This is a genomic window from Ferrimonas balearica (assembly GCF_019802055.1).
GTDB lineage: Bacteria > Pseudomonadota > Gammaproteobacteria > Enterobacterales > Shewanellaceae > Ferrimonas > Ferrimonas balearica_A.
In genome coordinates, this window is sequence record NZ_JAHVHW010000012.1 from 88,313 (window position 1) to 110,631 (window position 22,319).

Below are 22,319 nucleotides of genomic sequence, written 5' to 3' on the forward strand. Positions count from 1 at the left end.
TTACAGACCTTGAGCGGCCTGGTTCAACATCGCCTGAACCTGGGTCAGGATCGCTTCGGTGGTTTTGGCGTCATGTCCACTGACTTTGGGGGTGTGGATATGGCCCACCGGAACCCGGCTGCCCAGTAACTCTTTGAGCAGAATGCTGCGGTAGCTGATCTCGTTGGACAGATAGCCGCCACCGGAGCCCTCCACCGAGACCTGGTCGGTCAGTGACGCCAGATTGGCGGCATCCCGGACGCCGTTCAGCGTCTTCACCGTGTGGTTGTCGACAATGCTGAACGCCCCCGGCGCCTGCTGCATCGACGCGACCGGCAGGCTGAACTCCACAAACTCGGGGCCGTTGAGCGGGGCACCATTGAGCTTGGGCGGAAGCGGGTTCTGGGCATTGGCGCCAGTCAGAACATTGCGGTTATCCGGCGCGGTGGCGCTGCGATTGCGACCGGGGAAACGCTCCAGATCAAACTGCTCCCGGCCCATGGATACGGTGGCCACCAGGCTGATCTTGTTTTCCCGCAGGTAGGGCGTGAGTAGCGCTTCCACGATGCCCTTGTCGAAATCCTCGAACCGTACCGGGATCATCGCCGTTTCCACCTGCACCTTACGCCCATTGACGGTCCAGCGTCGGCCATCCAGCGCCAGAGCTACCACCCCGGAGGGGTTGGACTGGGCGATGTCCCGATCCAGCAGGAAGGGATCGAAGCCGGTCAGCAGGATACGGATCTCGCTGTCGTCATCAAACTGGATGTCACTCATCCCCCGGGACGCCTTCTCCAACGTACTGAGCAGAATGGTGCGCTGCCACTCCGCCATGCGGAAGGCGGGCTCATTCTGTTTCAACGCTTTGCGGGCGCTCAGGCGGGCCCAGTAGAGGCTGCGGTCATCCAGGTGGCCCGCCTGCACATCGGCGACGGCCGCGCGCCACAGAGCCTGGCCATCTTCCGCCACCTTGTTGGTGACCGTCAGCTCATTGCCATCGGTCTGGTAGCGGAGGGTCAGGGCGCTGACCTGGTTCTGATAACGCTGAGTCACTTCGTTGCCAAGGGTGGCTTCCGCCACCGGCAGACGCTGCTCCTCGACGTCCAGAGCGGCGGCGAGTGAGGTGGCGCTGAAAAGGGTCAGTGCGAGGGCGGTGAGGGGCTTCATGGCATTCCTTGTCCTGGCTCCAGAGGGTGTTCTGAGGTTACCCCATGGGACGCCAGGACGAAAGATGCCTGGGCCCTCATTGTCCCGTTAATCCATTGAGATAGTGGAGAATTGCTTTTATGGCGTGATGCTTCTGTGGGGCTTCTCCCGGGGCCAGTTCCAACGGCTGCTTAACGTGCATGCCGGTTTCATCCTCGGCGATATGAAGCCAGTCAGGGTGCCAGTAGAAACTGTGCCCATCCTGAGTCATCCAGTTGTGGACGCCGCAGTTCTCACCCCGGTAGTTGATGTCGTGAGCCTGGTAGAGATCGCTCATGCGCCCTCCTGCTTACTGCTCGACCTAGCGTCGATGGTTCAGTGTAGTCGCGGCATAAGCAATGCCGATGACTGATTCCGCTTTGGCTATTTCCCGTCGCCGGGGCACCGCTGCTATTTTGTAGACCTCTCAAGTTGTTATGAGTTTCCCCTCCATGATTGAACCGGGTACCCCCGAGTATCGGTCCGCCACCCGTGCCCTGGCCCTGGGCTCTCTTCTGGTGTTTGCCAATCTCTATCTGTTCCAGCCGTTGCTGCCGACCCTGGTGCAGCAGTTCGCGATGCCGGCCACTGCCGTTAATGGCATCCATGCGGCAACCACGCTCGGTCTGGCTATCGGTCTGTTGCCCTGGGCACTGGTGTCGGAACGGTGGGGACGTCGACCGGTGTTGCTGCTCAGCTTGATTTTGATCCCCCTGGTGGGGCTGGCACAACTGGGGGTGACTGCGCTGTGGCCCCTGATTCTGTTGCGGCTGCTGATGGGAGTGGCGCTGGCGGGATTTGTCGCGGTGGCAGTGGCCTATATGGCGGAAGAGTTTTCGCCGGTTGCGCTGGCTCTGGCGGTGGGGGCTTACGTGGCGGCGAACTCTCTGGGCGGCATTCTGGGACGGATCTACGGTGGTTTTGTCGGGGATTCGCTGGGTTGGAAAACTGCGGCGCTGTTGTTGGCGCTGGTGACGATGGCGGGCGCCATCTGGGTGTGGCGCGCCCTGCCTCCCGCGCGGGGATTCGTCCCCTCGGTGGCGCGCTGGCGCAGTGAAGTGAGCACCGCTCTGAGTCATCTGATGACGCCAAAGCTGTGGCTGGCGATGGTTATTGGTGGCCTGAACTTTGCGCTGTTCGTCAATCAGTTCACCGTGATGGGCTTCCGATTGGTTGCCCCACCCCATGAGCTGCCGGTTGCGGTGGCCTCCCTAATCTTCCTCTGCTATCTGAGCGGCACCCTGACCTCCCGCTTAAGCGGACCCTGGAGTTTGCGCTTTGGGTCGCTGTCCGGCATGGCGCTGGGTACGGTGATCGCCATGATCGGCGTGGTGGTGGCGCGGCTGGAACTGCTCTGGGCCATGGTGCTGGGGCTGTTGCTGATCAGTGCCGGAGCCTTTCTGGTTCATGCCCTGGCATATGGCTGGGTCAGCCAGCATGCGGAAAAGGCGAAGGCCAGTGCCACTGCGCTTTACCTGGTGCATTACTACCTGGGCGCCAGCCTGGGGGGATTCTGGTTGTTGTACTGCTTTGAGCAAGGCAACTGGGACGGCGTGATGGGGGGAAGCGCACTGCTGTACGCCTTGCAGTTTATGGCCCTGGCGGGGCTCTATAAACGTCGAACAACGGTGGTCGCCGAGGCGGTGTGAGCTTTCGGTTTCAGGAGCTTATAAAAGCAAAAAGCCCCGCATTGCGGGGCTTTTTCTGTCGCGATACCGGGTCTTACAGACCGGCGTCAGCGCGCAGGGCTTCAGCCTTGTCGGTTTGTTCCCAAGGGAACTCAACGCGGCCAAAGTGGCCGTAGGAGGCGGTCGGCTGGTAGATCGGGCGCTCCAGGTGCAGCATCTGGATCAGGCCGTAGGGGCGCAGATCGAAGTGCTTGCGAACCAGGGCGATCAGCTTGTCTTCCGGCAGTTTGCCAGTGCCGAAGGTTTCGATGCTGATGGAGGTCGGCTCGGCTACGCCGATGGCGTAGGAAACCTGGATCTCACAGCGATCAGCCAGACCGGCAGCTACGATGTTTTTGGCAACGTAACGTGTGGCGTAAGCGGCAGAACGGTCAACCTTGGACGGATCCTTACCGGAGAAGGCACCGCCACCGTGACGGGCCATGCCGCCGTAGGTGTCTACGATGATCTTACGACCAGTCAGACCACAGTCACCCATCGGGCCACCGATAACAAAACGGCCGGTCGGGTTGATGTGGAACTTGGTGTCCTTGGTGATCCACTCAGCAGGCAGTACCGGCTTGATGATGGTTTCCATCACGCCTTCGCGCAGGTCTTCGGTGGTCACGGTGTCGCAGTGCTGAGTAGACAGTACTACCGCATCGATGCCAGCGATCTTGCCATCTTCGTAGGCGAAGGTGACCTGAGACTTGGCGTCCGGACGCAGCCAGGGCAGGGTGCCGTTCTTACGAACTTCAGCCTGACGCTTCACCAGACGGTGAGAGTAGGTGATCGGGGCCGGCATCAGTACGTCAGTTTCGTTGCTGGCGTAGCCGAACATCAGGCCCTGATCGCCCGCGCCTTGCTCACGCGGATCGGATTTGTCTACGCCCTGGTTGATGTCAGGGGACTGTTTGCCGATGGCAGACAGTACGGCGCAGGAGTTGGCGTCAAAGCCCATGTCGGAGTGGATGTAACCAATCTCACGAACGGTCTGACGGGTGATCTCTTCGATGTCTACCCAAGCGGAAGTGGTGATCTCACCGCCTACCATCACCATGCCGGTCTTCACGTAGGTTTCGCAGGCTACGCGGGCTTTGGGGTCTTGAGCCAGGATGGCGTCGAGCACCGCGTCGGAGATCTGGTCCGCGATTTTATCGGGATGACCTTCGGACACCGACTCGGAGGTGAACAGGTGACGTGCCATAGCAAATTCTCTCGTCTATCTATACTGAAAAACGTGTAGAGGCTTCTACATCTGGACGGCTATTTTAGGGATTTTTCCCGCCAATACCAGTGCGGCGGATCAAAACTTCCGCACCTCACCGTCATACCCCTGTTGGAGTTTGAGTCTAGTCTGTGTGGAGCGCGCTAGATTTTGCCAAACAAAGGGGGTATAACTGCGCGCCGCGGCGTCAGGCCGACGATGATTGTGTTTGATTTTGAGGCTTTATGGTTCTAGAGGCATAAGCCGTGTGGGCGTTTACCCCCACACGGCACTGGAAAAGAATATGACTGTTATTGCTCATCTCCCCTCCCCTCTTTGGGGTGGACAACCGCGGTTGTCCGCACCTCCTGCGCCCTCGCTTCGCAAGCTTTCTTCGACTGACCATGCTTTCACGACCGGTTTGTTTCCCGTCGTTACTGTGATTCGTTTTCGCCCTGACGGGCGGCAGTTAGGAGAAATTTCCCAATGAGCGAGACCCGCTACCTGGAAACCCTTTACCCCTCTTACGGTCAGTCTTTCGAGATGGAAGAGGTGTTGTTCCGCGCGCCGACTGAGCACCAGGAACTGATCATTTTCAAAAATGAACGGTTCGGTCGGGTCATGGCGTTGGATGGCGTTATCCAAACCACCGAAGCTGACGAGTTCATCTATCACGAGATGCTGACTCACGTGCCGATCCTGGCTCATGGCAATGCCAAGCGTGTGCTGATCATCGGTGGTGGTGACGGCGGCATTCTCCGTGAAGTGCTGCGTCATGAAGCCGTAGAGCATGTCACTCAGGTGGAGATCGACGCCCAGGTGATCGAGATGTGCAAGCAGTACCTGCCGAACCACAGCAATGGGGCATTCGATAACCCCCGCGCCAACATCGTGATCAGCGATGGCAAAGCGTTCGTGATGAACTGCACCGAGAAGTTCGATGTGATCATCTCCGATTGCACCGACCCCATCGGTCCGGGTGAAGCCCTGTTTGAGTCCGATTTCTACCGTGGCTGCAAAAACTGCCTGACCGAAGGCGGTGTGTTTGTGGCTCAGAACGGTGTGCCCTTTATGCAGCCGGACGAAGCGGAAACCACCAAGGCCCGTCTGAAGCCCTTCTTTGCGGATCGCACCTTCTACTGTGCGCCGGTGCCGACCTACATCGGTGGTGTGATGTCCCTGGCCTGGGCCTCCGACAACGCCGAACTGCGTCAGTTGCCGACCGATGTGATCGCCGAGCGTTTCGCCAAGGCCGGTTTCAAAACCCGCTACTACACCCCCGCGGTGCACACCGGCGCCTTCGCGCTGCCCCAATTCCTGATCGATCGCCTTGAGGCGGTGGAATAACTGAGGGTTCCGGCATTGAACTGGACCGTAGACGACGCACTCAACCTGTACAACGTGCCCTACTGGGGCCGTGGGTACTTCCACATCAATGAGCAGGGTCAAGTGGTGGTTCGCCCCGACCGTCAGGCGCCGGAGCAGAGCATCAATCTGGCCGAGCTGACGGACACCCTGGTCAAACGTAACGGCGCCAAGCTGCCGCTGCTGGTGCGTTTCCCCGATATCCTGCACAGCCAGGTGAAGGGGCTGTGCGGCGCATTCCGCACTGCCATCAGCGATTACGGCTACAAGGGCGACTATCTGGCGGTTTACCCCATCAAGGTGAACCAGCAGCGCAGCGTTGTGACTGAGCTGATCGCCGGTGGCCGTGAACAACTGGGTCTGGAAGCCGGTTCCAAAGGGGAACTGATGGCGGTGTTGGCGATGGCGCAGGACGCCGCGTCGGTGATCGTCTGTAACGGCTATAAGGATCGCGAGTATGTCCGTCTGGCCCTGTTCGGTCAGAAGATGGGCTACGAGGTCTATCTGGTCATTGAGAAGATGTCCGAGCTGGACCTGGTGCTGGAAGAGGGCCGTAAGCTGGGGGTGATCCCCCGTCTTGGTGTCCGTGCCCGTCTGGCCAGTCAGGGTAAGGGCAAGTGGCAGTCCTCCGGTGGTGAAAAGTCCAAGTTTGGTCTTTCTGCGGCGCAGATCCTGAAGCTGGTGGAGCGCCTGCGCGCTGAGAACCAGCTGGATTGTCTGCAACTGCTGCACTTCCACCTGGGTAGCCAGATGTCCAACATCCGCGACATCCAGAAAGGGCTGACCGAATGCGGCCGCTTCTATATGGAGCTGCGCAAGATCGGCGCACCCATCTCCATCGTGGATGTGGGTGGTGGCCTGGGTGTGGACTACGAGGGAACCCGCAGTCAGAGCAGCTGCTCGGTGAACTACTCGCTGCAGGAGTACGCCAACAACGTGGTGTACGCCATCGGCGATGTGTGCCGTCAGTACCAGCTGCCTCACCCTCGGCTGATCTCCGAATCCGGTCGCGCCATGACCGCCCACCACGCCGTGTTGATTGCGGATGTGATCGGGGTTGAGGCGTACCAGCCGGAGGAGGATCTGGCCGCTCCCGGACCGGGCGCCCCGCTGGTGTTGAACAACATGTGGCAGACCCTGAAAGAGGTGCAGGCGCATACCGACCTGCGCGCTCTGGGCGAGATCTTCCACGATACCCACAACGATCTGGCCGACGTACACGCCAAGTACAACTACGGCTTGCTGGACCTGGCGCAGCGCGCCTGGGCCGAGCAGGTTCACCTGGCGGTGTGTCACCAGGTAGCGCAGAAACTGACCCCGAAAAACCGGGCGCACCGGCCCATCATTGATGAGCTCAATGAGAAGCTGGCGGACAAGTTCTTCGTGAACTTCTCCCTGTTCCAGTCTCTGCCGGATGCCTGGGGCATCGATCAGGTGTTCCCGGTACTGCCGCTGTCCGGTCTGGACAAGAAGCCGGATCGTCGTGCGGTGATTCTGGACATCACCTGCGACTCCGATGGCACCATCGATCAATACGTGGATGGCCAGGGGATCGAAACCACCCTGCCGATGCCGGCCTGGAAGGCGGAAACGCCGTACCACATCGGCTTCTTTATGGTGGGCGCCTACCAGGAGATCCTGGGGGACATGCACAACCTGTTTGCCGACACCGAAGTGGTGGATGTGCGTCTGGATGCGGAAGGCCAGTGGCAACTGGTGGACCAGGTTGAGGGCACCACCGTGGCGGAAGTGATGGAGTACGTGAACTTGGACCCGAAAGTGATCCTGGCGCGCTACCAGTCCCGCCTGGATGCTCGTGACCTGGATGCCGACACTCGTACCGCCATTCTGGCGGAACTGGAGGCGGGTCTTCAGGGTTACACCTACCTGGAACCCTGAGCGTCGTCGCATTCATAAAAAAAGGCCCCGAACGGGGCCTTTTTTGTTGTCAGTCTTAAACCACTTCCTATGGAGGTGGTGAGCGCTTGTCTGGATCAGTCCGCCAGTTCGCGTTCGATCTGGTTGTCAGGCTGCTGACGCATGCGGGAAAACGCCGCGACAAATTCGGCTCTTGGGGTAATGAAGGCATCGGTAGAGTAGAGGGCACCCGCCTCGTAGTGATTGACCTCCAGACGCACGGTACCACGCATCTTGTCAGCCATAGCATCATCAACCTTAAGGGTCAGAGTGCCGTTGGTGTCGATACGACCCAACTCCTCGGAATCGCCATTGGATTTCACCATGGTGAACACGGATTCACAGTTCATATGGGCGGCTTCGCAGCTTTGCGGTGCGTCCCAGGTGTGGTTTTCCAGTGTTATTGTGGTTTCGTTGCTTTCATCATCTTTACTGACAACGAAATTCAGCGATCCGCTGCCGTTGTTGTGCGCCTGATCTACCGCCAGTTCACCGCTGATTACGGCCACATCGTGCGGTGTCGCATCATCGCTATAGCGCAATTCGCAGCTGATGGCGGGCAGTTCCGGATCCAGGCAGGTGGCCGCCAGATCTTCGGCGCGCCAGTCAAAGCTGTCAGCCAACTGGGCCAGATTGGGCTCCAGGGGCAGGCAGCCAAAGTCGACGGCAATCTCATCCGGCTGACATTGTGTCATCGAGGTAACAGGAGCAGCACTCTGCTCGGCTGAAGTGATGTTGGTCTGAGCCTGGGTTCTGGCGGAGTGGTCATCGGAGCTGCCACAGGCAGCCAGGCTCATCAATATGGCAACGGCGGTGATGGTACGAAGCATTATCTCGTTATTCTCACTGTCACTGGGCTACTCTAAGCCCTGACCGACTGTCGTTTGACAGAGGGTCTGAAATTCACAAAAAGGCTATGGTCGGCGGTCAGGCAAGGGGAACGATGTGTTCAGGGCCTGAAGCGTTGGCAAACACGCTAACTGCAGCAGTTCGGCTTGAAGAAAAACGCAAAAGTGATGATGGGGTGACGGAGGAAGCCCTGTGTTGATTCAATAGCCATTACGATCCCTAAAAGAGTGTCTCAACGCTGACGATCTCGGCAAACTCCAACCCTTCCATCGGGTTACTGTGGGCATCGATTTTTCGGGAAAGCCCATCTCCGGGTTTGTCGCTTATCGCTGGCGCGGTATGCCGTGAATAAGGTTCATGGCGATTATACACATTGGCGACTTATTGGCCAGCGCTTCTGTTCAAAACGTGAGCTGTACAGTTATTGCTCGCAACCTGTTGACTCACCGAGTGAACACTTTGTGAATTTTGGACACTCTTGCATCTCGGGGAGTTGAACTAGGGTTAGGTCACGATATCTGCGCAAGGAGGCGGAGTGTATGACGTCGACAATTTCCCTGAGCAGAGTGGCGGCATTCTGCTGCTGCTTTCCCCACACCCTCTATGCGAACGGACCGGACCTGATGCTGGCTCAACCCTATCAGGCAGTGCCATCTCTCTCCCCTTACCTCGTCAGTGAAAAGTATGACGGCATGCGGGCCTATTGGGATGGCACAGGGTTGCTCAGTCGCGGTGGGCGGCCGATTGTGGCTCCCGCCTGGTTTACCCGGGGCTGGCCCAGCCACCCCCTTGATGGTGAGTTATGGCTGGGACGCGGTCAATTTCAATCCCTGATGCGGATTGTCCGGGACCAGATACCCGATGAACCGGCGTGGCGGCAGGTACAGTATCGGGTGTTTGATCGTCCCGATCTGCTGCACCCTTTTGCGCTCCGTTATCAGGCCATGCGCTTGACCATTGAATCGCTGGCGTTACCCCATCTGGTGGCGGTCAGGCAATTCCGGGTCAGGGATCATCAACAGTTGGCGGAGCGGTTGGCTGAAGTGGTGGATGCCGGTGGTGAGGGGTTGATTCTGCGCCATCAGGATGGGCGCTACCGAGCCGGCCGAGACCCCGGAATGCTCAAATTAAAGCCCCGGTGGGATGGGGAAGCCCGAGTGGTTGGCTATCTGCCCGGCAACGGGCGCCTGCAAGGGATGATGGGGGCGTTAATTGTGGAAGATCCTGAGGGGCGCAGGTTTCGGCTTGGCAGCGGTTTTTCCGATGAGGAGCGTCGTCAGCCACCGCCCATCGGCTCGGTGGTGACCTACAGTTACAATGGCCGTACAGACGCTGGCCTGCCTCGCTTTGCCCGGTTTGAACGACGGTTTCTGGGCCTGTAACGGGCCAGGCTGACGCAGAACAAATTTTGCCAGTTCTGCCCTCTAGCCAGTGTTTTTTCGCGTGAGATTTGCGTCCGGAGGCGCAAGCGTTGAAAATATGCCCCGCCTCAATCCTATTACCTCTGAACCAGGAGCCAAGATGTCTTCCCGCAAAGAGCTTGCCAATGCGATTCGTGCCCTGTCCATGGACGCCGTCCAGAAAGCCAACTCCGGCCACCCCGGTGCCCCGATGGGCATGGCGGACATTGCCGAAGTGCTGTGGCGCGACTTTATGAAACACAACCCGGCCAACCCGGAGTGGGCGGATCGCGACCGCTTCATCCTCTCCAATGGCCACGGCTCCATGCTGATCTACTCCCTGCTTCACCTGACCGGTTACGATCTCTCCATCGAAGATCTGAAGCAGTTCCGTCAGCTGCACTCCCGCACTCCGGGTCACCCGGAATACGGCTATGCGCCGGGTGTTGAAACCACCACTGGCCCGCTGGGCCAAGGGATCACCAACGGTGTGGGCATGGCCCTGGCAGAGAAAGTGCTGGCCGCTCAGTTCAACCGTCCGGGTCACGACGTTGTTGACCACTTTACCTACGTCTTTATGGGCGACGGCTGTCTGATGGAGGGGATCTCCCACGAAGCCTGCTCCCTGGCCGGTACCCTGGGCCTGGGCAAGCTGATCGCTTTCTGGGATGACAACGGCATCTCCATCGACGGTCACGTTGAAGGCTGGTTCAGCGATGACACGCCGAAGCGCTTTGAAGCTTACGGCTGGCACGTTATCCCGGCCGTTGATGGCCACGACGCGGAAGCGATCAAAGCCGCCATCGAAGCCGCTCGCGCCGAAACCGGCAAGCCGACCCTGATCTGCACCAAGACCGTTATCGGTTACGGCAGCCCCAACAAGTCCGGCTCCCACGATTGTCACGGCGCCCCGCTGGGTGACGACGAAATCGCCGCCGCTCGCGACTTCCTGAACTGGCCGCACGGTCCGTTCGAAGTGCCTGCCGACATCTACAGCGCCTGGGATGCCAAAGCCAAGGGCGATGAGGTAGAAGGCGCCTGGAACACTCGCTTCAAAGCATACGCTGCCGAGTTCCCTGAGCTGGCTGCCGAGCTGAAGCGTCGTCTGGCAGGTGATCTGCCGCAGGGTTGGACCGAGCACGCCGACAGCTACATCGCTGAACTGCAAGCGACTGCTAACAAGGTTGCGACCCGTAAAGCCTCTCAGGACTGCCTGAATGCTTTTGGTCCGGTACTGCCGGAACTGCTGGGTGGCTCCGCTGACCTGACTCCCTCCAACCTGACCAACTGGTCCGGTTCCAAGTCCATCAGTGCTGAAGACGCCGCTGGCAACTACGTACACTACGGTGTGCGCGAGTTCGGTATGAGCGCCATCATGAACGGTGTGGCTCTGCACGGTGGCTTCAAGCCTTACGGCGCCACCTTCCTGATGTTCATGGAGTACGCCCGTAACGCGGTTCGCATGGCGGCGCTGATGAAGAAGTCCTCCATCTTCGTATACACCCACGACTCCATTGGTCTGGGCGAAGATGGCCCGACTCACCAGCCGGTAGAGCAGGTGGCCTCTCTGCGTATGACTCCGAACATGAGCACCTGGCGTCCCTGTGATGCGGTAGAGTCTGCGGTGGCCTGGCGTCACGCCATTGAGCGCACCGACGGCCCGACCTCACTGATCTTCTCCCGTCAGGGTCTGGCGCCGATGGCCCGTGACGCTGAAACCCTGGCCAATGTTGCCAAGGGTGGCTACGTGCTGAAGGACAGCGCTGGCAAGCCGGAGCTGATCCTGATCGCCACCGGTTCTGAAGTGGAGCTGGTAATGAAGGCTGCTGCAGAGCTGGAAGCCGCTGGTAAAGCGGTTCGCGTGGTGTCCATCCCGGCCACCGACGTGTTTGATGCTCAGGATGCGGCGTACAAAGAGTCCGTACTGCCCTCCGATGTCACTGCCCGCATCGCAGTTGAAGCCCTGATCGCAGACTACTGGTACAAGTATGTAGGTCTGGACGGCCGTGTGATCGGCATGACCACCTTCGGTGAGTCTGCGCCGGCAGACGAACTGTTCAAGATGTTCGGCTTCACCGTAGAGAACATCGTCGACACCGCCAACGAACTGCTGGGTTAATTCCGCATCGTATGGCAATAAAAACGCCCCCAGTCGGGGGCGTTTTTTTATGCTTAGCGTTCGATGATCTCCTGGATCTCGTCCTGACGGATCATCTGCTCCTTACCGTCCTTATCCTCGTAGCGGTACATCCCTGTCTCCCTGTCCAGCACCGGTTTCCCGTGGGTGGGAATGAGTCGCCCGTCATGGGTACTCATAATGTATTCGGTACTGCTGCAGGCGGTCAGGAACAAAGCGATGACTAGACAAAGCAGGGCACGCATAAGTGACTCCAAATCCAGACAGAATCTTGAGTGTAGAACAGAGCAAAGCGGGCGGGGGAGAGACTCAATAGTTGGCGATTCCGGGTCGCCTTAAATTGGGATAAATAGTACTGTTTATCCGTCACTTTCCTCCGTACAAGCCAAGGCCCCTTCGTGAGTAGTTCCGATCGAATCCTGCTGATCCTGTTACTGTTGTTGATCCCCGCTGCACTGTGGGCACCGGGTTACCTGGTGATGCACTATCCGGAGCTGATCGAACCGCTTATCTATCTGCCCTGGCTGACGCTGGGCTCGACGCTTCTCCTTAGTCAGATCTATCACCAGGGTCGGCTCGGCTTTATGGTGATTCTCGCCATGCTGCTCTATGGCCTTATCCAGTCCCAGTTGCAGGTGCCCCTGCATCAGGAGGGGAAACGGCTGCTGTTCTGGGTGATGGGGTTATTGACACCGGTGCTGGCGTTGCTGCTGGCGCTGCTGCCGGAGCGGGTGCCGTTCAGTCGTCAGAGTGGCGGACACTGGCTGCTGTTGCTGGCTGGGGTGATACTGGTCGCGGTTCTGACTCAGATCCCGGCGCTGGCCCAGGGCCTGACCCAGTTTCTTACTCCCCGGGCATTTCTGCTGACTCAGCACAGTCCGGCCCCCCTGTTGATGCTTGCCTGGCAAACGCTGATCGCCGTGATTTTGTGGGCGCTCTACCTGCGTCATCGTGAGTCGGCGTCCATGGCGGCGCTGCTTCTTGTGGTGGGCCTGATGCTGGTGTGCCTGGGCTTTGCCCGGCCGATGATCTCAGTCACCCTGCTGGCGGTGGTGGGGGTGACGCTGTTTGTGGTGGTGCTGCAACAGGGGCACCAGATGGCGTTTCTCGATGAGTTGACCGGCATTCCGGGGCGTCGTGCGTTGAACATGGCCCTCAAGCGGGTAGGTCGCCGCTACAGTCTGGCAATGATGGACATCGATCACTTCAAGAAATTCAACGACACCTATGGCCACGATGTGGGTGACGAGGTGCTTAAGCTGGTGGCCAGCCGACTGACCCAGATAAAGGGGGGCGGGCAGGTGTTCCGCTATGGCGGTGAGGAGTTCACCGTGCTGTTCCCCGGCAAGACGCCTAAAGCCTGTGCTCCTCATCTTGAGGCGGTGCGGGAGGATATCGCGGAGTACCCCTTTGTGGTGCGCTCCACCAAAAGCCGGCCGGAGGATGAAAACACCGGGCGGGAGCGTCGGGGTCAGGGGGGCGGCAAAACCGTGCAGATCACCATCAGTATGGGGTTGTCAGAGCGCACCGGTGAGCGCCCGGAGGCGGAAGCGGTGATCAAGGCCGCCGACCAGGCGCTCTACAAGGCGAAGAAAGCGGGGCGCAACTGCCTCAAGCTGGGGTAAGCGGCCGGCCCATCATCGTCTTGGCCAGCTCCAGAAAGGCCAGCGCCGGCGGTGCCAGTGGCAATCGCTCCCGCCAGATCAGCCCGATCTCCCAATCCAGGGTGGGGCTCATAGGGCGAAACTGCAGCGAACCGGCGGGCAGTCGCTCACACATGGGTTCGGGCATAATCGCCAGTCCCAGACCCGCCTCAACCATGGCGCCGATAAAGTCCCACTGCGCGCTGCGAAGCGCCACATTGAGTTCCACTCCCGCTCGTTGACTGAGTCGGGTCAGCCACTGGGTGAGGGCAAAATCCTCGTTGTAGAGAATTACCGGGTGTGACGCCAGCGCCTGCCAATCCAGCGCGTGCGCCTCAGCCAGAGGGTGGGAAGGCGGCAGGCAGACCCAGAGCGGATAGCGCTCCAGTGACTGGGTGGAAAACTCACCATGGTGAGTGGTCGGCAGAGCGGTAAAGGAGATCTCCAACCGGTCATTCAGCAGCGCCTTTTCACAGCCGTACCCCCCATCTTCATAGAGGTCCAGAGTGATGCCGGGATAGCGTTTTCTGAAGGTGCTGAGCAGGGGCGCGGCCAGCGGGCTCACCATGGGGCAGATCCCCAATTTCAGATTCCCTTTCTCCAGCGAACTCAAGGCACTGAACTGGTGCTCAAGCTGCTGCCACTGCTCCAGCATCCGGGCGGCGGTTTGCGCCAGGTGTTGACCAGCTTCGGTCAGGCTGAGCCCCTGAGGTTGTCGCTTGACCAGCGGCTGGCCCAGGCGATGTTCCAGCTTTTGTACCATCTTGCTGACAGTGGGTTGGGTCAGGTGGAGCTGTTCTGCGGTGCGGGTGAAGTTCCGTGTTCGGGAGAGCAACAGGAAACATTCCAGTGATTTCAGGTCCATGGTATGCCCATTTGGAATGATGGCAATAGAGTGAATTCATTTTATCTATCGCTGGCGTCGGCCTACCATGATCTCGACCCGGATATCCCTACAGGAAACTCACTATGTCCCATGCTCAATCACTTTGGGTTGGTGCCCTGGTCGGGATTTTCACTCCAGAGCCCGAGGCGGAGCAGGCCCCCTCGACGCCGGAAGAGGAGTGACCCCTCAGGTCACCGCGTGTAATAAAAAAAGGCACCCATTCGGGTGCCTTTTTTTTTCGCTCTGTCCTCAGGGGCGTACGCCGCGCTTTACTGAGGTTTCATCCACGAACCAGAGGGTTTCTTTACGCTTGCGTCCAACCACCAGCGTTTGCTCTGCCGCGAACAGAAACCCTTTCCAGCAGCGTTTGAACACGCTGTAGCGGGTCTCCAGGATGTGCTCCGGGTCGTAGCAGAGGTAAACCACGGTCTCACCGTTCCAGGGCAGGTGCGAGGCGATCGCGTCAGGCAGGGCTGGATCGTCGCTTTCAAACGCGTCGTCCCACGGCACGCTGTCTTGCCAGACGTCGCCACGACGAGGCCACTCTTTGCTGCTGAGTCGGTCTAGATCATGGCCGTCCTGGCTGATTTCCCGCTGCCAGACCTGCCGGGCGAAGTGGGGGGCCAGAGGACGGATTTGAGCTTTGTCCTCGTCGCTGATGGCGAGATCAGCCCGGCGGAACACCCAGGCAAAAGGATAGGCGTCGAGATCGGTGTAGTTCATAGATTTGAATTCAGTCTGATGCTGGCGCCTAGAGTACCAGAGCGGCGCAGTCTATGCTGGGTTTTTCGCTGTATCCCGGCACCTTGAGCCAGTATGCTGGGGAATCTCAATCAGACTGAGGAACCCAATGTCGATCTGGAAGCGCCCGGTTTGCCTTGACCGGCTCAATCAACAATCTGAAAACACCATGGTGGCCCACCTGGGGATCCAGTACTGCGGCTTCGATGAACAGTCACTCTCTGCCAGCATGCCGGTGGACCATCGAACCCATCAGCCTCTGGGGATGTTGCATGGCGGCGCGTCAGTAGCGCTGGCGGAAACCGTCGGCTCACTGGCAGCCAACCTCTGCGTGTCCGAGGAGTACTACTGCGTCGGGCTGGACATCAACGCCAACCATCTGCGCGCCATGCGCACCGGTCTGGTGATCGGCAAGGCAACGCCGCTGCATCTGGGGGCGACAACGCAGGTATGGCAGATCGAGATCCGGGATGAGCGTGAGCGTCTGGTCTGCACCAGTCGTCTGACCATGGCCGTGCTGAAGCACAAGAGACCGGCATGATTCTCGAATTCAGCCAGGGCAAGTTGATTGCCAATCCCAACGAACTGATGGTGCGCCTCAACGGACCGGGCCGCATTACCCTTCAGGCTGCGGCCGACGCGGTGGAACTGGTTGGGATCGCCAACGTAGTGACCGCCTTCGGGGGCGGCATCAGTTGGTCGGTGCAACTGGACAGTCATGATCAGCTTGAAGCCCTGGCCGAAGAGCTGGGGCTTGAGATCAAGGGGGCCCGATAGGGATCACTCCAGGATCAGCCAGATCCCCAGAGCGCCCATCAGGGTGCCAGCCAGGCGGTTGATCCACTGCACCTTGTCGGCGCTGAGCAGGCGACGCAGGGTGCTGCCCCCGCTGGCATAGATCAGCATGCAGCTGAATTCACAGGCGAGAATGATCCCCACCAGTACCGACAGCTGCGGAACCAGCGGTCGGTCTGCGGAGATAAAGGGGGGCAGAAGGGCGATCATAAAGGCCCAGCCTTTGGGGTTGGCGATGGCGGTCAGCCAGCCGCGGAAGAACAGCCCTCTGGCGGTCACATCCACGACGGTTTCTGCCTTGCCAAGCCGTCCCTCACTGCGCCACATCTGCACGCCGAGGTAGAGCAAGTAAGCCCCCCCCACGGTTTTCAGCAGGGTAAACAGCATGGGCAGATTGAGCATCAGCGCCGCCACCCCCAGTACTGCGGCCACCGACACCATCGCCACCCCCAGAAGCTCACCCGCCATCATCGGCAGAGTGCGGCGAACGCCGATGCTCATGCCCAGGCTGAGGGCCAGCAACATGCACATCCCCGGGGTAATGGCGACGGTAAAAAAGGTGGGGATAAAGAGCAGCAGAACCGTGGTATCAATCATCGTGGGTGCGGCACAAAAAAGGGGCCGGCATTATGCCATGGCCCCATGCCTCGGCAAGAGGGATTAACTCAACTTAAGCAGCCCCTCGGCAGTCGCGATGGCATCCATCGGCACATCCCAGGGCGCCACAGGCAACTGATGAACCCGCTGGCACTCATGGGCCAGGCCAATCAGTCTGGGACGGGCGGCCATATCGAAGCAGCCCAGGGTGCGATCGTAGAATCCGCCCCCCATCCCCATCCGGTTACCGGCATCATCAAAGCCCACCAGCGGCAATAGGATCAGATCAAGCTCCGCCATCGGCACCACCCGGGTTTTGTTCAACTCCGGCTCGGGAATGCCAAACCGGTTTGGCTGCATCGGCTGGCCGGGCTGGTACTCAAGAAACAGCAGGTGTTGGGAGTGAAACGGATGCAGCACCGGCAGGGCCAGGCGCTTGCCCCTGGTGTGGAGCACCTCGGCCAGAACGTGTGGATCGAGTTCACCGTCGTTGGCGATGTAGAGTGCCACCGTTTGGGCGTGCTGAACCAGGGTATGATCGGGCAGATGTTGGGCCAGACCGATGGCGGCGGCCTTTTGCGCCTCAGGGCTGAGGGCTTTGCGGGCTTGGCGCAACTGATGGCGGCAGGCGGCGCGGGATAGGGGATCAACAGACATGGATGACTCCACAGGATACCGTGGACTCAGGGTGCCTTTTCCAGGCGGGGAAGACAAGGGATGCGAGAGGCCGGAATGGCCTGAGAGGGTGGATAGTGCTCCCCGGGGATGCCGCTGCGGTGTGACGCCCGTGAACCGTAGGTTCAGGGCGGGTGAACCATTCACGCTTTCGGCTTCTCGGAAACACCGAGCCTGCACAGCCGCATGAAGCGGAACACCCTAAAGATTTAAGCATCGGCCAGGGACATGTACCGCTGGCGAACACCTCAGGGAGCGTATCCAGTGTAGGAAAAACCGAAGGCGTTTCCTAACCGTCCTGGTCAGTGTATGGGTTGGCTGAGTCGGCTTCAACCCCTTTCGGACGGTTTTGCAAGCGTTCGGACAAAGCCTGTTCAATGGCGTCCTGAAGCACCTGAATGCGGGTTTCCAACTGGCGCTGGGCGATGGACTGCTGCTGTTGTGTCATCATCAGCTCGTGGCTCAGGTTGAGCGCGGCCATCACCGCCAACTGTTCAAGGTTGCCGGTACCGGTGCGCTGACGCAGCTGATCCAGGCGCTGGCCCAGTTGCTCCGCCACCATGCGCAGCTGGTTTTCCTGGCCAGGAGGGCAGGCCACGGAGAATGACTTGCCCAAAAGGTGGATTTCCAGTGTCTTGTTACTCATTTAGCTGCTCCGGTGCGCCTTGGGATGGCGACTATAATACAGGGCTGCCGTGGCCGCCAGCGGGGGCGATCCGTACCGGTTTTTTGTTGGCCGGATAGGGTGTTGTTGCCCGGGATGATGCTGATGGTGCCGCCACTTTCGCCATGATAGCATGGGCCCACTTGTAACCGCGGATCTTCAACCCATGAAATGCACCTCCCCTCTGCTGCTGAGCAAACTGCAAACTGCCCTCGACGACGCCAAAATCGCGGTACTGCCTGCCGAAGTGCACGGCGTACTGACCGGGCTGGTCTGTGGCGGTGTGCCCATGGACGGCAAGAGTTGGCAAAAGCCTTTCCTGGAACTGGTTAATGATGGTGAGCCGGCGCCGGAGCCGCTGATGACCATCGTCAAGGAGCTCTACCTGGATGTGATCAACACGTTGGTTGACCCCGCCATGAGCTTTACCCCCATGCTGGCGGACGAGGACGACCCGCTGCAGGATCGTCTCGAGGCATTCATCAACTGGGTTCAGAGCTTCCTGACCGGGCTGGCGATCATGCAGCCGGCGCTGGATAAAGCCTCCGGTGACGTTAAGGAGCTTATCCAGGATCTGACTGACTTCACTCAGGTGGAGTTGGAGGTTGAGGAAAACGAAGAGAACGAAGAGGGCTTTGCTGCCCTGGTGGAACATGCACGTATCGCCGCCTGGGAATGCCTGCGGGAATTCCGGGGACTGGACGAAGAAGCGGCGCCCAAGACGCTGCACTGATAAACAACAGAAAACAGGGATCCCCCAAGATGGAACGAATCGATTTTGCTGCCCACCGTCGGGCGCTGATGGCTGAACTGCCCGAGGGCAGTGTTGTGGTACTGAGTGCTGCGGTGGAAGCCACCCGCTCCAACGACACCGAGTACCACTTCCGTCAGGATAGTGACTTCTTCTACCTGACCGGCTTTAACGAGCCGGATGCGGTACTGGTGCTGCGCCCGGGCCAAACCCCCGAGTCGATCATCTTTGTCCGTCCCAGCGATAAGCTGGCGGAGATCTGGCATGGTCGCCGTCTGGGTAAGGACAAAGCGGCTGAAACACTGGGTGTCGACCTGGCGTTTGAGGTGGCTGAGCTGGAAAGCGAGCTGGCGGGGCTGGTCAGTGGCGCGGATAACTTGGCCTATCTGCCCGGTCACAGCGAGCGCAGCGACAACCTGATTGGGGATCTTCTGGCCAAACTGCGTGGCGGCTTCCGCCAGGGTTTGGTGGCACCGGCCAAGATGCAGGATCTGCGCCCGCTGCTGCATGAGCTGCGCCTGTTTAAATCCGAGCCGGAGATTGCGCTGATGGCGGAAGCGGCCCGGATCAGTGCCCGTGCCCATATCCGTGCCATGCAGGCCTGTCAGCCGGGCTTGTATGAGTATCAGCTTGAGGCGGAGATCCGCCATGAGTGTGCCATGGCTGGTGCCCGTGACATGGCCTACAACAGCATCGTTGGTGCGGGCGATAACGCCTGCATCCTGCACTACACCGAAAACGATGCCCCGCTGAACGACGGCGACCTGGTGCTGATTGACGCCGGTTGTGAGTTTGAAGGCTACGCGGCAGACATCACCCGCACCTTCCCGGTGAACGGCAAGTTCACCGAGGACCAGAAAGCCCTCTACCAGATCGTTCTGGATGCCGAAAAGGCGGCTGTTGCCATGCTCAAGCCCGGCGTATCGATCAAGGACGCCAACGGGGTGGCCCTGACCATTCTGGTCTCTGGTCTGGTTGAGCTGGGGATCCTGGAAGGCGAGGTGGATGCACTGATCGAGCAGGAGGCCTACAAGCCTTACTACATGCATGGTCTCGGCCACTGGCTGGGCATTGATGTGCATGACGTGGGCGATTACCACACCCCGGATCGCGGCCGTCAGCTGGAGCCGGGCATGGTGATCACCGTGGAGCCGGGCCTCTATATTGGCCCGGATGCGGAGGTGGATCCCCGCTGGCGTGGCATCGGCGTGCGGGTTGAGGATGACATCCTGATTACTGAGGATGGTCACCGTAACCTGACCGCGGATGTGCCGAAAGAGATTGAGGAGATTGAGGCCCTGATGGCCGGTTAACCTATGGCAGAGCAGTTCGATATTGCCATTGTCGGCGGCGCTATGGCGGGGGCAACCCTGGCGCTGGCGCTGGCGGCACAGCGTCGCCCGGATGGGGCGCGCTGGTCCATTGCCCTGATTGAAGCCCACCCGGCCGCTGAGCCGAGTCACCCCGGCTACGACAGTCGCGCCATCGCACTCGCCGAAGGGTCGGTGCGCCGGTTGGCGCGCCTCGGCCTCTGGCCTGGCCTACGTCCCCATGCTCAGGCTATTGCGCAGATCCAGGTGTCCGATCGCGGTCACTTCGGCGGGCTGACCATGAGCGCTGAAGAGTACGGGGTGGAGGCGCTGGGCCAGGTGGTGGAGCTGGAGCGGGTTGGCCCCGTGTTGTGGCAGGCGTTGGCCCGTCACGACAATGTCCGGCTCTACTGTCCCGACGGTCTGGCATCGCTGGAACAGCGTCAGGAGAGGGTGGCGTTGACGCTGCGCTCCGGCGAAACCCTGGAAGCCCGTCTGGTGGTGGGCGCTGACGGTACCGGGTCAGTGGTGCGTGAGCAGCTTGGCATCCCGTTGGAACGTCACCCCTATGGCCAACATGCGTTGATCGCCAACATCAGCTGCGAGGACAACCCGGGCATCGCCTTTGAGCGTTTCACCCGCGAAGGGCCATTGGCGCTGCTGCCGATGAATGAGCGGCGTTACTCCCTGGTGTGGGTGCAGACTCCGGAACAGGCGGAGCGTCGGCATCAGCTTGACGAAGACGCGTTTCTGAACGAACTGCAGAGTGCCTTTGGCTACCGCCTGGGTCGGTTGACCAAAGTGGGGCAGCGCGCCCAGTACCCCTTGGCGCTCTGTCAGGCGGAACGCACCACCCATCATCGCTGTGTGCTGGTGGGTAATGCGGCGCAAACCGTTCATCCCATCGCAGGCCAGGGGTTCAACCTTGGGCTGAGGGATGTGGAAGCGCTGGCGGATCAGCTTAATGAGGCGCTGCAGCAGAGTGCCGATCCCGGTGCCTTCCGTGTGCTGGCGGCCTACGCCGAACAGCGTGCCCCGGACCGGGCACGGGTCACCGGCGCCACCGACGCGCTGGTCAAACTCTTTTCCAATTCGGTTCGGCCTGTCGCGCTGGGCCGAAACCTGGGCCTGCTGGCGCTGGCCCTGTTTCCTGATATCAAAGCCGGCCTGGCGAAAGGTGCCATGGGCTGGTTCGGGGGACGTCCCCAATGATCCGTGAGGTAACCATGACACGCCTTCGTGGCCAGGAGCGGCCAGCATGATGAAAACCGGTACTGTGGATATCGCCATTGTCGGTGGCGGCATGGTGGGAATGGCCACCGGTGTGGGTCTGGCCAAGGCCGGATTCCAGGTGGCGGTGATCGACCCATACCGTCCGGAGGCGCCGAGTGGCGAACCGGATCTGCGGGTGTCCGCCATTAACCGGGCCAGCGAGCGCTGGTTACGGGAGCTGGGTGCCTGGCAGAACCTGCCTGCGGAGCGACTTGGGCCCTACACCGCCATGGCGGTCTGGGACAAGGACAGCCTGGGTAAGATCGGCTTTGAAGCGGCGGATCTGGATGAGCCCAATCTGGGCCACATCATCGAAAATCGCGCCATCGCCCATGCCCTGTGGCTGGTGGCGGAGCGGCAGAGCAACCTGACCCTGCACAGCACCAAGCCTAAGGCGATGGCGCTGGGAGAGCGGGAAGCCTGGCTGACCCTCGAAGACGACACCCTGCTCAGCGCTCGCCTGTTGGTGGGAGCCGATGGTGCGCACTCCTGGGTGCGTCAGCAGGCGCAGGTACCGCTGACGTTCCGGGACTATGGCCATCACGCGCTGGTGGCGACCATCCGCACTCAACGTCCCCATGACCAGGTGGCCCGTCAGGTGTTTCTGCCGCAGGGCCCGCTGGCCCTGTTGCCGCTGGCGGATCCGAACCTCTGTTCCATCGTCTGGTCCTGTCCGCCGGAGCAGGCAACTGAGCTGGCGGCGGTGGATGCGCAAACTTTTGGTCAGCGTCTGACTGCGGCGACCGAAGCCCGTCTCGGCGCCCTGAGCCTGGCTTCTGAACGCGCCACCTTCCCGCTGACCATGCGCTACGCCCGAGATTTTGTTCGCCCGCGTCTGGCGCTGATGGGCGATGCGGCCCACACCATTCACCCGCTGGCGGGGCAGGGCGTCAATCTGGGCTTTGGCGACAGCCAGGCACTGGTCACTCTGCTGGCCCAATACCGTGACCGGGATCCGGGTGAGCTGCGCCTGCTGAACCGTTACGGCCGTGCCCGCAAAGCGGCAGCCCAGGAGATGCTGGCTGCGATGGATGGATTCCGCTGGCTGTTTGATGGCAGCAACCCGGTGAAAAAAGGGGTTCGGGATCTGGGGCTGAGTCTGGTGGATCATGCTATGCCGCTGAAGAAACGGCTGCTAAGTCACGCTCTGGGACTGGGTTCTCAGAGCCTTGTATCCTGGAACCGCTAACGAGCGGATGAATTGTATACAAAGAATATGTGATCGGTATAATGCGCCGAAAAAGAACAATGTGATCCAGCGCTCAGGGTGAACGCCCTG

At 60.1% G+C, this 22,319-nt stretch carries 22 protein-coding genes and 1 other RNA gene; 12 read left to right on the plus strand and 11 right to left on the minus strand.

Annotation, left to right across the window (positions count from 1 at the left end; all coding sequences use genetic code 11):
- Positions 1-1,146, minus strand: a complete 1,146-nt coding sequence (locus KUV52_RS17215) for a hypothetical protein (protein ID WP_222527174.1) — start codon at positions 1,144-1,146, stop codon at positions 1-3.
- Between the two features lie 76 nt (positions 1,147-1,222).
- On the minus strand, positions 1,223-1,462 hold the full coding sequence (locus KUV52_RS17220; protein WP_222527175.1) for a hypothetical protein: 240 nt from the start codon (positions 1,460-1,462) through the stop codon (positions 1,223-1,225).
- 154 nt (positions 1,463-1,616) lie between these two features.
- Between KUV52_RS17220 and KUV52_RS17225 the strand changes: the two genes are divergently transcribed.
- A complete protein-coding gene (locus KUV52_RS17225; protein ID WP_222527176.1) occupies positions 1,617-2,813 on the plus strand; it encodes an MFS transporter in 1,197 nt (398 codons plus the stop codon).
- A gap of 73 nt (positions 2,814-2,886) precedes the next feature.
- Here KUV52_RS17225 and metK read toward each other — a convergent pair whose 3' ends face one another.
- Positions 2,887-4,038, minus strand: coding sequence for a methionine adenosyltransferase (gene metK, locus KUV52_RS17230; RefSeq protein WP_222527177.1), 1,152 nt, complete (start codon positions 4,036-4,038; stop codon positions 2,887-2,889).
- A 486-nt stretch (positions 4,039-4,524) separates the two neighbouring features.
- Between metK and speE the strand changes: the two genes are divergently transcribed.
- Positions 4,525-5,385, plus strand: a complete 861-nt coding sequence (gene speE / locus KUV52_RS17235) for a polyamine aminopropyltransferase (RefSeq protein WP_222527178.1) — start codon at positions 4,525-4,527, stop codon at positions 5,383-5,385.
- Complete coding sequence (gene speA / locus KUV52_RS17240; protein WP_409996489.1) at positions 5,386-7,302, plus strand: biosynthetic arginine decarboxylase; 1,917 nt, start codon at positions 5,386-5,388, stop codon at positions 7,300-7,302. It abuts the gene before it with no gap.
- Between the two features lie 95 nt (positions 7,303-7,397).
- Here the strand turns inward: speA and KUV52_RS17245 are convergent, their stop codons facing one another.
- Complete coding sequence (locus tag KUV52_RS17245) at positions 7,398-8,150, minus strand: hypothetical protein (protein WP_222527180.1); 753 nt, start codon at positions 8,148-8,150, stop codon at positions 7,398-7,400.
- Positions 8,151-8,708: 558 nt separating this feature from the next.
- On the opposite strand from KUV52_RS17245, the gene KUV52_RS17250 reads away from it, so the two are divergent.
- Positions 8,709-9,551, plus strand: a complete 843-nt coding sequence (locus tag KUV52_RS17250; RefSeq protein ID WP_222527181.1) for a DNA ligase — start codon at positions 8,709-8,711, stop codon at positions 9,549-9,551.
- Between the two features lie 139 nt (positions 9,552-9,690).
- Positions 9,691-11,688 carry a transketolase gene (gene tkt, locus KUV52_RS17255; RefSeq protein WP_222527182.1) on the plus strand — a complete coding sequence of 666 codons (1,998 nt, stop codon included), beginning with the start codon at positions 9,691-9,693 and terminating at the stop codon, positions 11,686-11,688.
- 53 nt (positions 11,689-11,741) lie between these two features.
- Here tkt and KUV52_RS17260 read toward each other — a convergent pair whose 3' ends face one another.
- Complete coding sequence (locus KUV52_RS17260) at positions 11,742-11,951, minus strand: YgdI/YgdR family lipoprotein (protein ID WP_222527183.1); 210 nt, start codon at positions 11,949-11,951, stop codon at positions 11,742-11,744.
- Between the two features lie 153 nt (positions 11,952-12,104).
- Here KUV52_RS17260 and KUV52_RS19050 point away from each other — a divergent pair, with 153 nt between their 5' ends.
- On the plus strand, positions 12,105-13,331 hold the full coding sequence (locus tag KUV52_RS19050; RefSeq protein WP_222527184.1) for a GGDEF domain-containing protein: 1,227 nt from the start codon (positions 12,105-12,107) through the stop codon (positions 13,329-13,331).
- Here KUV52_RS19050 and KUV52_RS17270 read toward each other — a convergent pair.
- Positions 13,318-14,214, minus strand: coding sequence for a LysR family transcriptional regulator (locus tag KUV52_RS17270; RefSeq protein WP_222527185.1), 897 nt, complete (start codon positions 14,212-14,214; stop codon positions 13,318-13,320). The genes KUV52_RS19050 and KUV52_RS17270 overlap by 14 nt on opposite strands.
- A 270-nt stretch (positions 14,215-14,484) precedes the next feature.
- Positions 14,485-14,958, minus strand: coding sequence for a DUF2947 domain-containing protein (locus tag KUV52_RS17275; RefSeq protein WP_222527186.1), 474 nt, complete (start codon positions 14,956-14,958; stop codon positions 14,485-14,487).
- Positions 14,959-15,085: 127 nt separating this feature from the next.
- Here KUV52_RS17275 and KUV52_RS17280 point away from each other — a divergent pair, with 127 nt between their 5' ends.
- Positions 15,086-15,517: a hotdog fold thioesterase gene (locus KUV52_RS17280; RefSeq protein ID WP_222527187.1), complete on the plus strand. Its 432-nt coding sequence runs from the start codon at positions 15,086-15,088 to the stop codon at positions 15,515-15,517.
- A complete protein-coding gene (locus KUV52_RS17285; protein WP_222527188.1) occupies positions 15,514-15,753 on the plus strand; it encodes a DUF3389 domain-containing protein in 240 nt (79 codons plus the stop codon). Before KUV52_RS17280 ends, KUV52_RS17285 begins: the two co-directional genes overlap by 4 nt.
- A gap of 3 nt (positions 15,754-15,756) precedes the next feature.
- On the opposite strand, the gene KUV52_RS17290 is transcribed toward KUV52_RS17285, so the two are convergent.
- The 4 genes from KUV52_RS17290 to KUV52_RS17305 all read right to left on the minus strand — a co-directional run bounded on the left by KUV52_RS17290 (position 15,757) and on the right by KUV52_RS17305 (position 17,689).
- Positions 15,757-16,368 carry a LysE family translocator gene (locus KUV52_RS17290; RefSeq protein WP_222527189.1) on the minus strand — a complete coding sequence of 204 codons (612 nt, stop codon included), beginning with the start codon at positions 16,366-16,368 and terminating at the stop codon, positions 15,757-15,759.
- Between the two features lie 63 nt (positions 16,369-16,431).
- Positions 16,432-17,025 carry a 5-formyltetrahydrofolate cyclo-ligase gene (locus KUV52_RS17295; protein WP_222527190.1) on the minus strand — a complete coding sequence of 198 codons (594 nt, stop codon included), beginning with the start codon at positions 17,023-17,025 and terminating at the stop codon, positions 16,432-16,434.
- 95 nt (positions 17,026-17,120) lie between these two features.
- A non-coding RNA gene (ssrS, locus tag KUV52_RS17300) (6S RNA) lies at positions 17,121-17,301 on the minus strand.
- Between the two features lie 31 nt (positions 17,302-17,332).
- Positions 17,333-17,689 (minus strand): cell division protein ZapA, encoded by a 357-nt coding sequence (locus KUV52_RS17305; protein ID WP_222527191.1) that lies wholly within the window; start codon positions 17,687-17,689, stop codon positions 17,333-17,335.
- Between the two features lie 184 nt (positions 17,690-17,873).
- Between KUV52_RS17305 and KUV52_RS17310 the strand changes: the two genes are divergently transcribed.
- Genes KUV52_RS17310 through KUV52_RS17325 form a run of 4 tightly spaced genes read left to right on the plus strand, consistent with a single transcriptional unit; the run spans position 17,874 to position 22,229 of the window.
- Positions 17,874-18,440: a UPF0149 family protein gene (locus KUV52_RS17310; RefSeq protein ID WP_222527192.1), complete on the plus strand. Its 567-nt coding sequence runs from the start codon at positions 17,874-17,876 to the stop codon at positions 18,438-18,440.
- Between the two features lie 29 nt (positions 18,441-18,469).
- Positions 18,470-19,771 (plus strand): Xaa-Pro aminopeptidase, encoded by a 1,302-nt coding sequence (gene pepP, locus KUV52_RS17315; protein WP_222527193.1) that lies wholly within the window; start codon positions 18,470-18,472, stop codon positions 19,769-19,771.
- Between the two features lie 3 nt (positions 19,772-19,774).
- Positions 19,775-20,980 carry a 2-octaprenyl-6-methoxyphenyl hydroxylase gene (gene ubiH / locus KUV52_RS17320; RefSeq protein ID WP_222527194.1) on the plus strand — a complete coding sequence of 402 codons (1,206 nt, stop codon included), beginning with the start codon at positions 19,775-19,777 and terminating at the stop codon, positions 20,978-20,980.
- Positions 20,981-21,026: 46 nt separating this feature from the next.
- A complete protein-coding gene (locus KUV52_RS17325) occupies positions 21,027-22,229 on the plus strand; it encodes an FAD-dependent monooxygenase (protein ID WP_222527195.1) in 1,203 nt (400 codons plus the stop codon).
- Positions 22,230-22,319 lie beyond the last annotated feature (90 nt).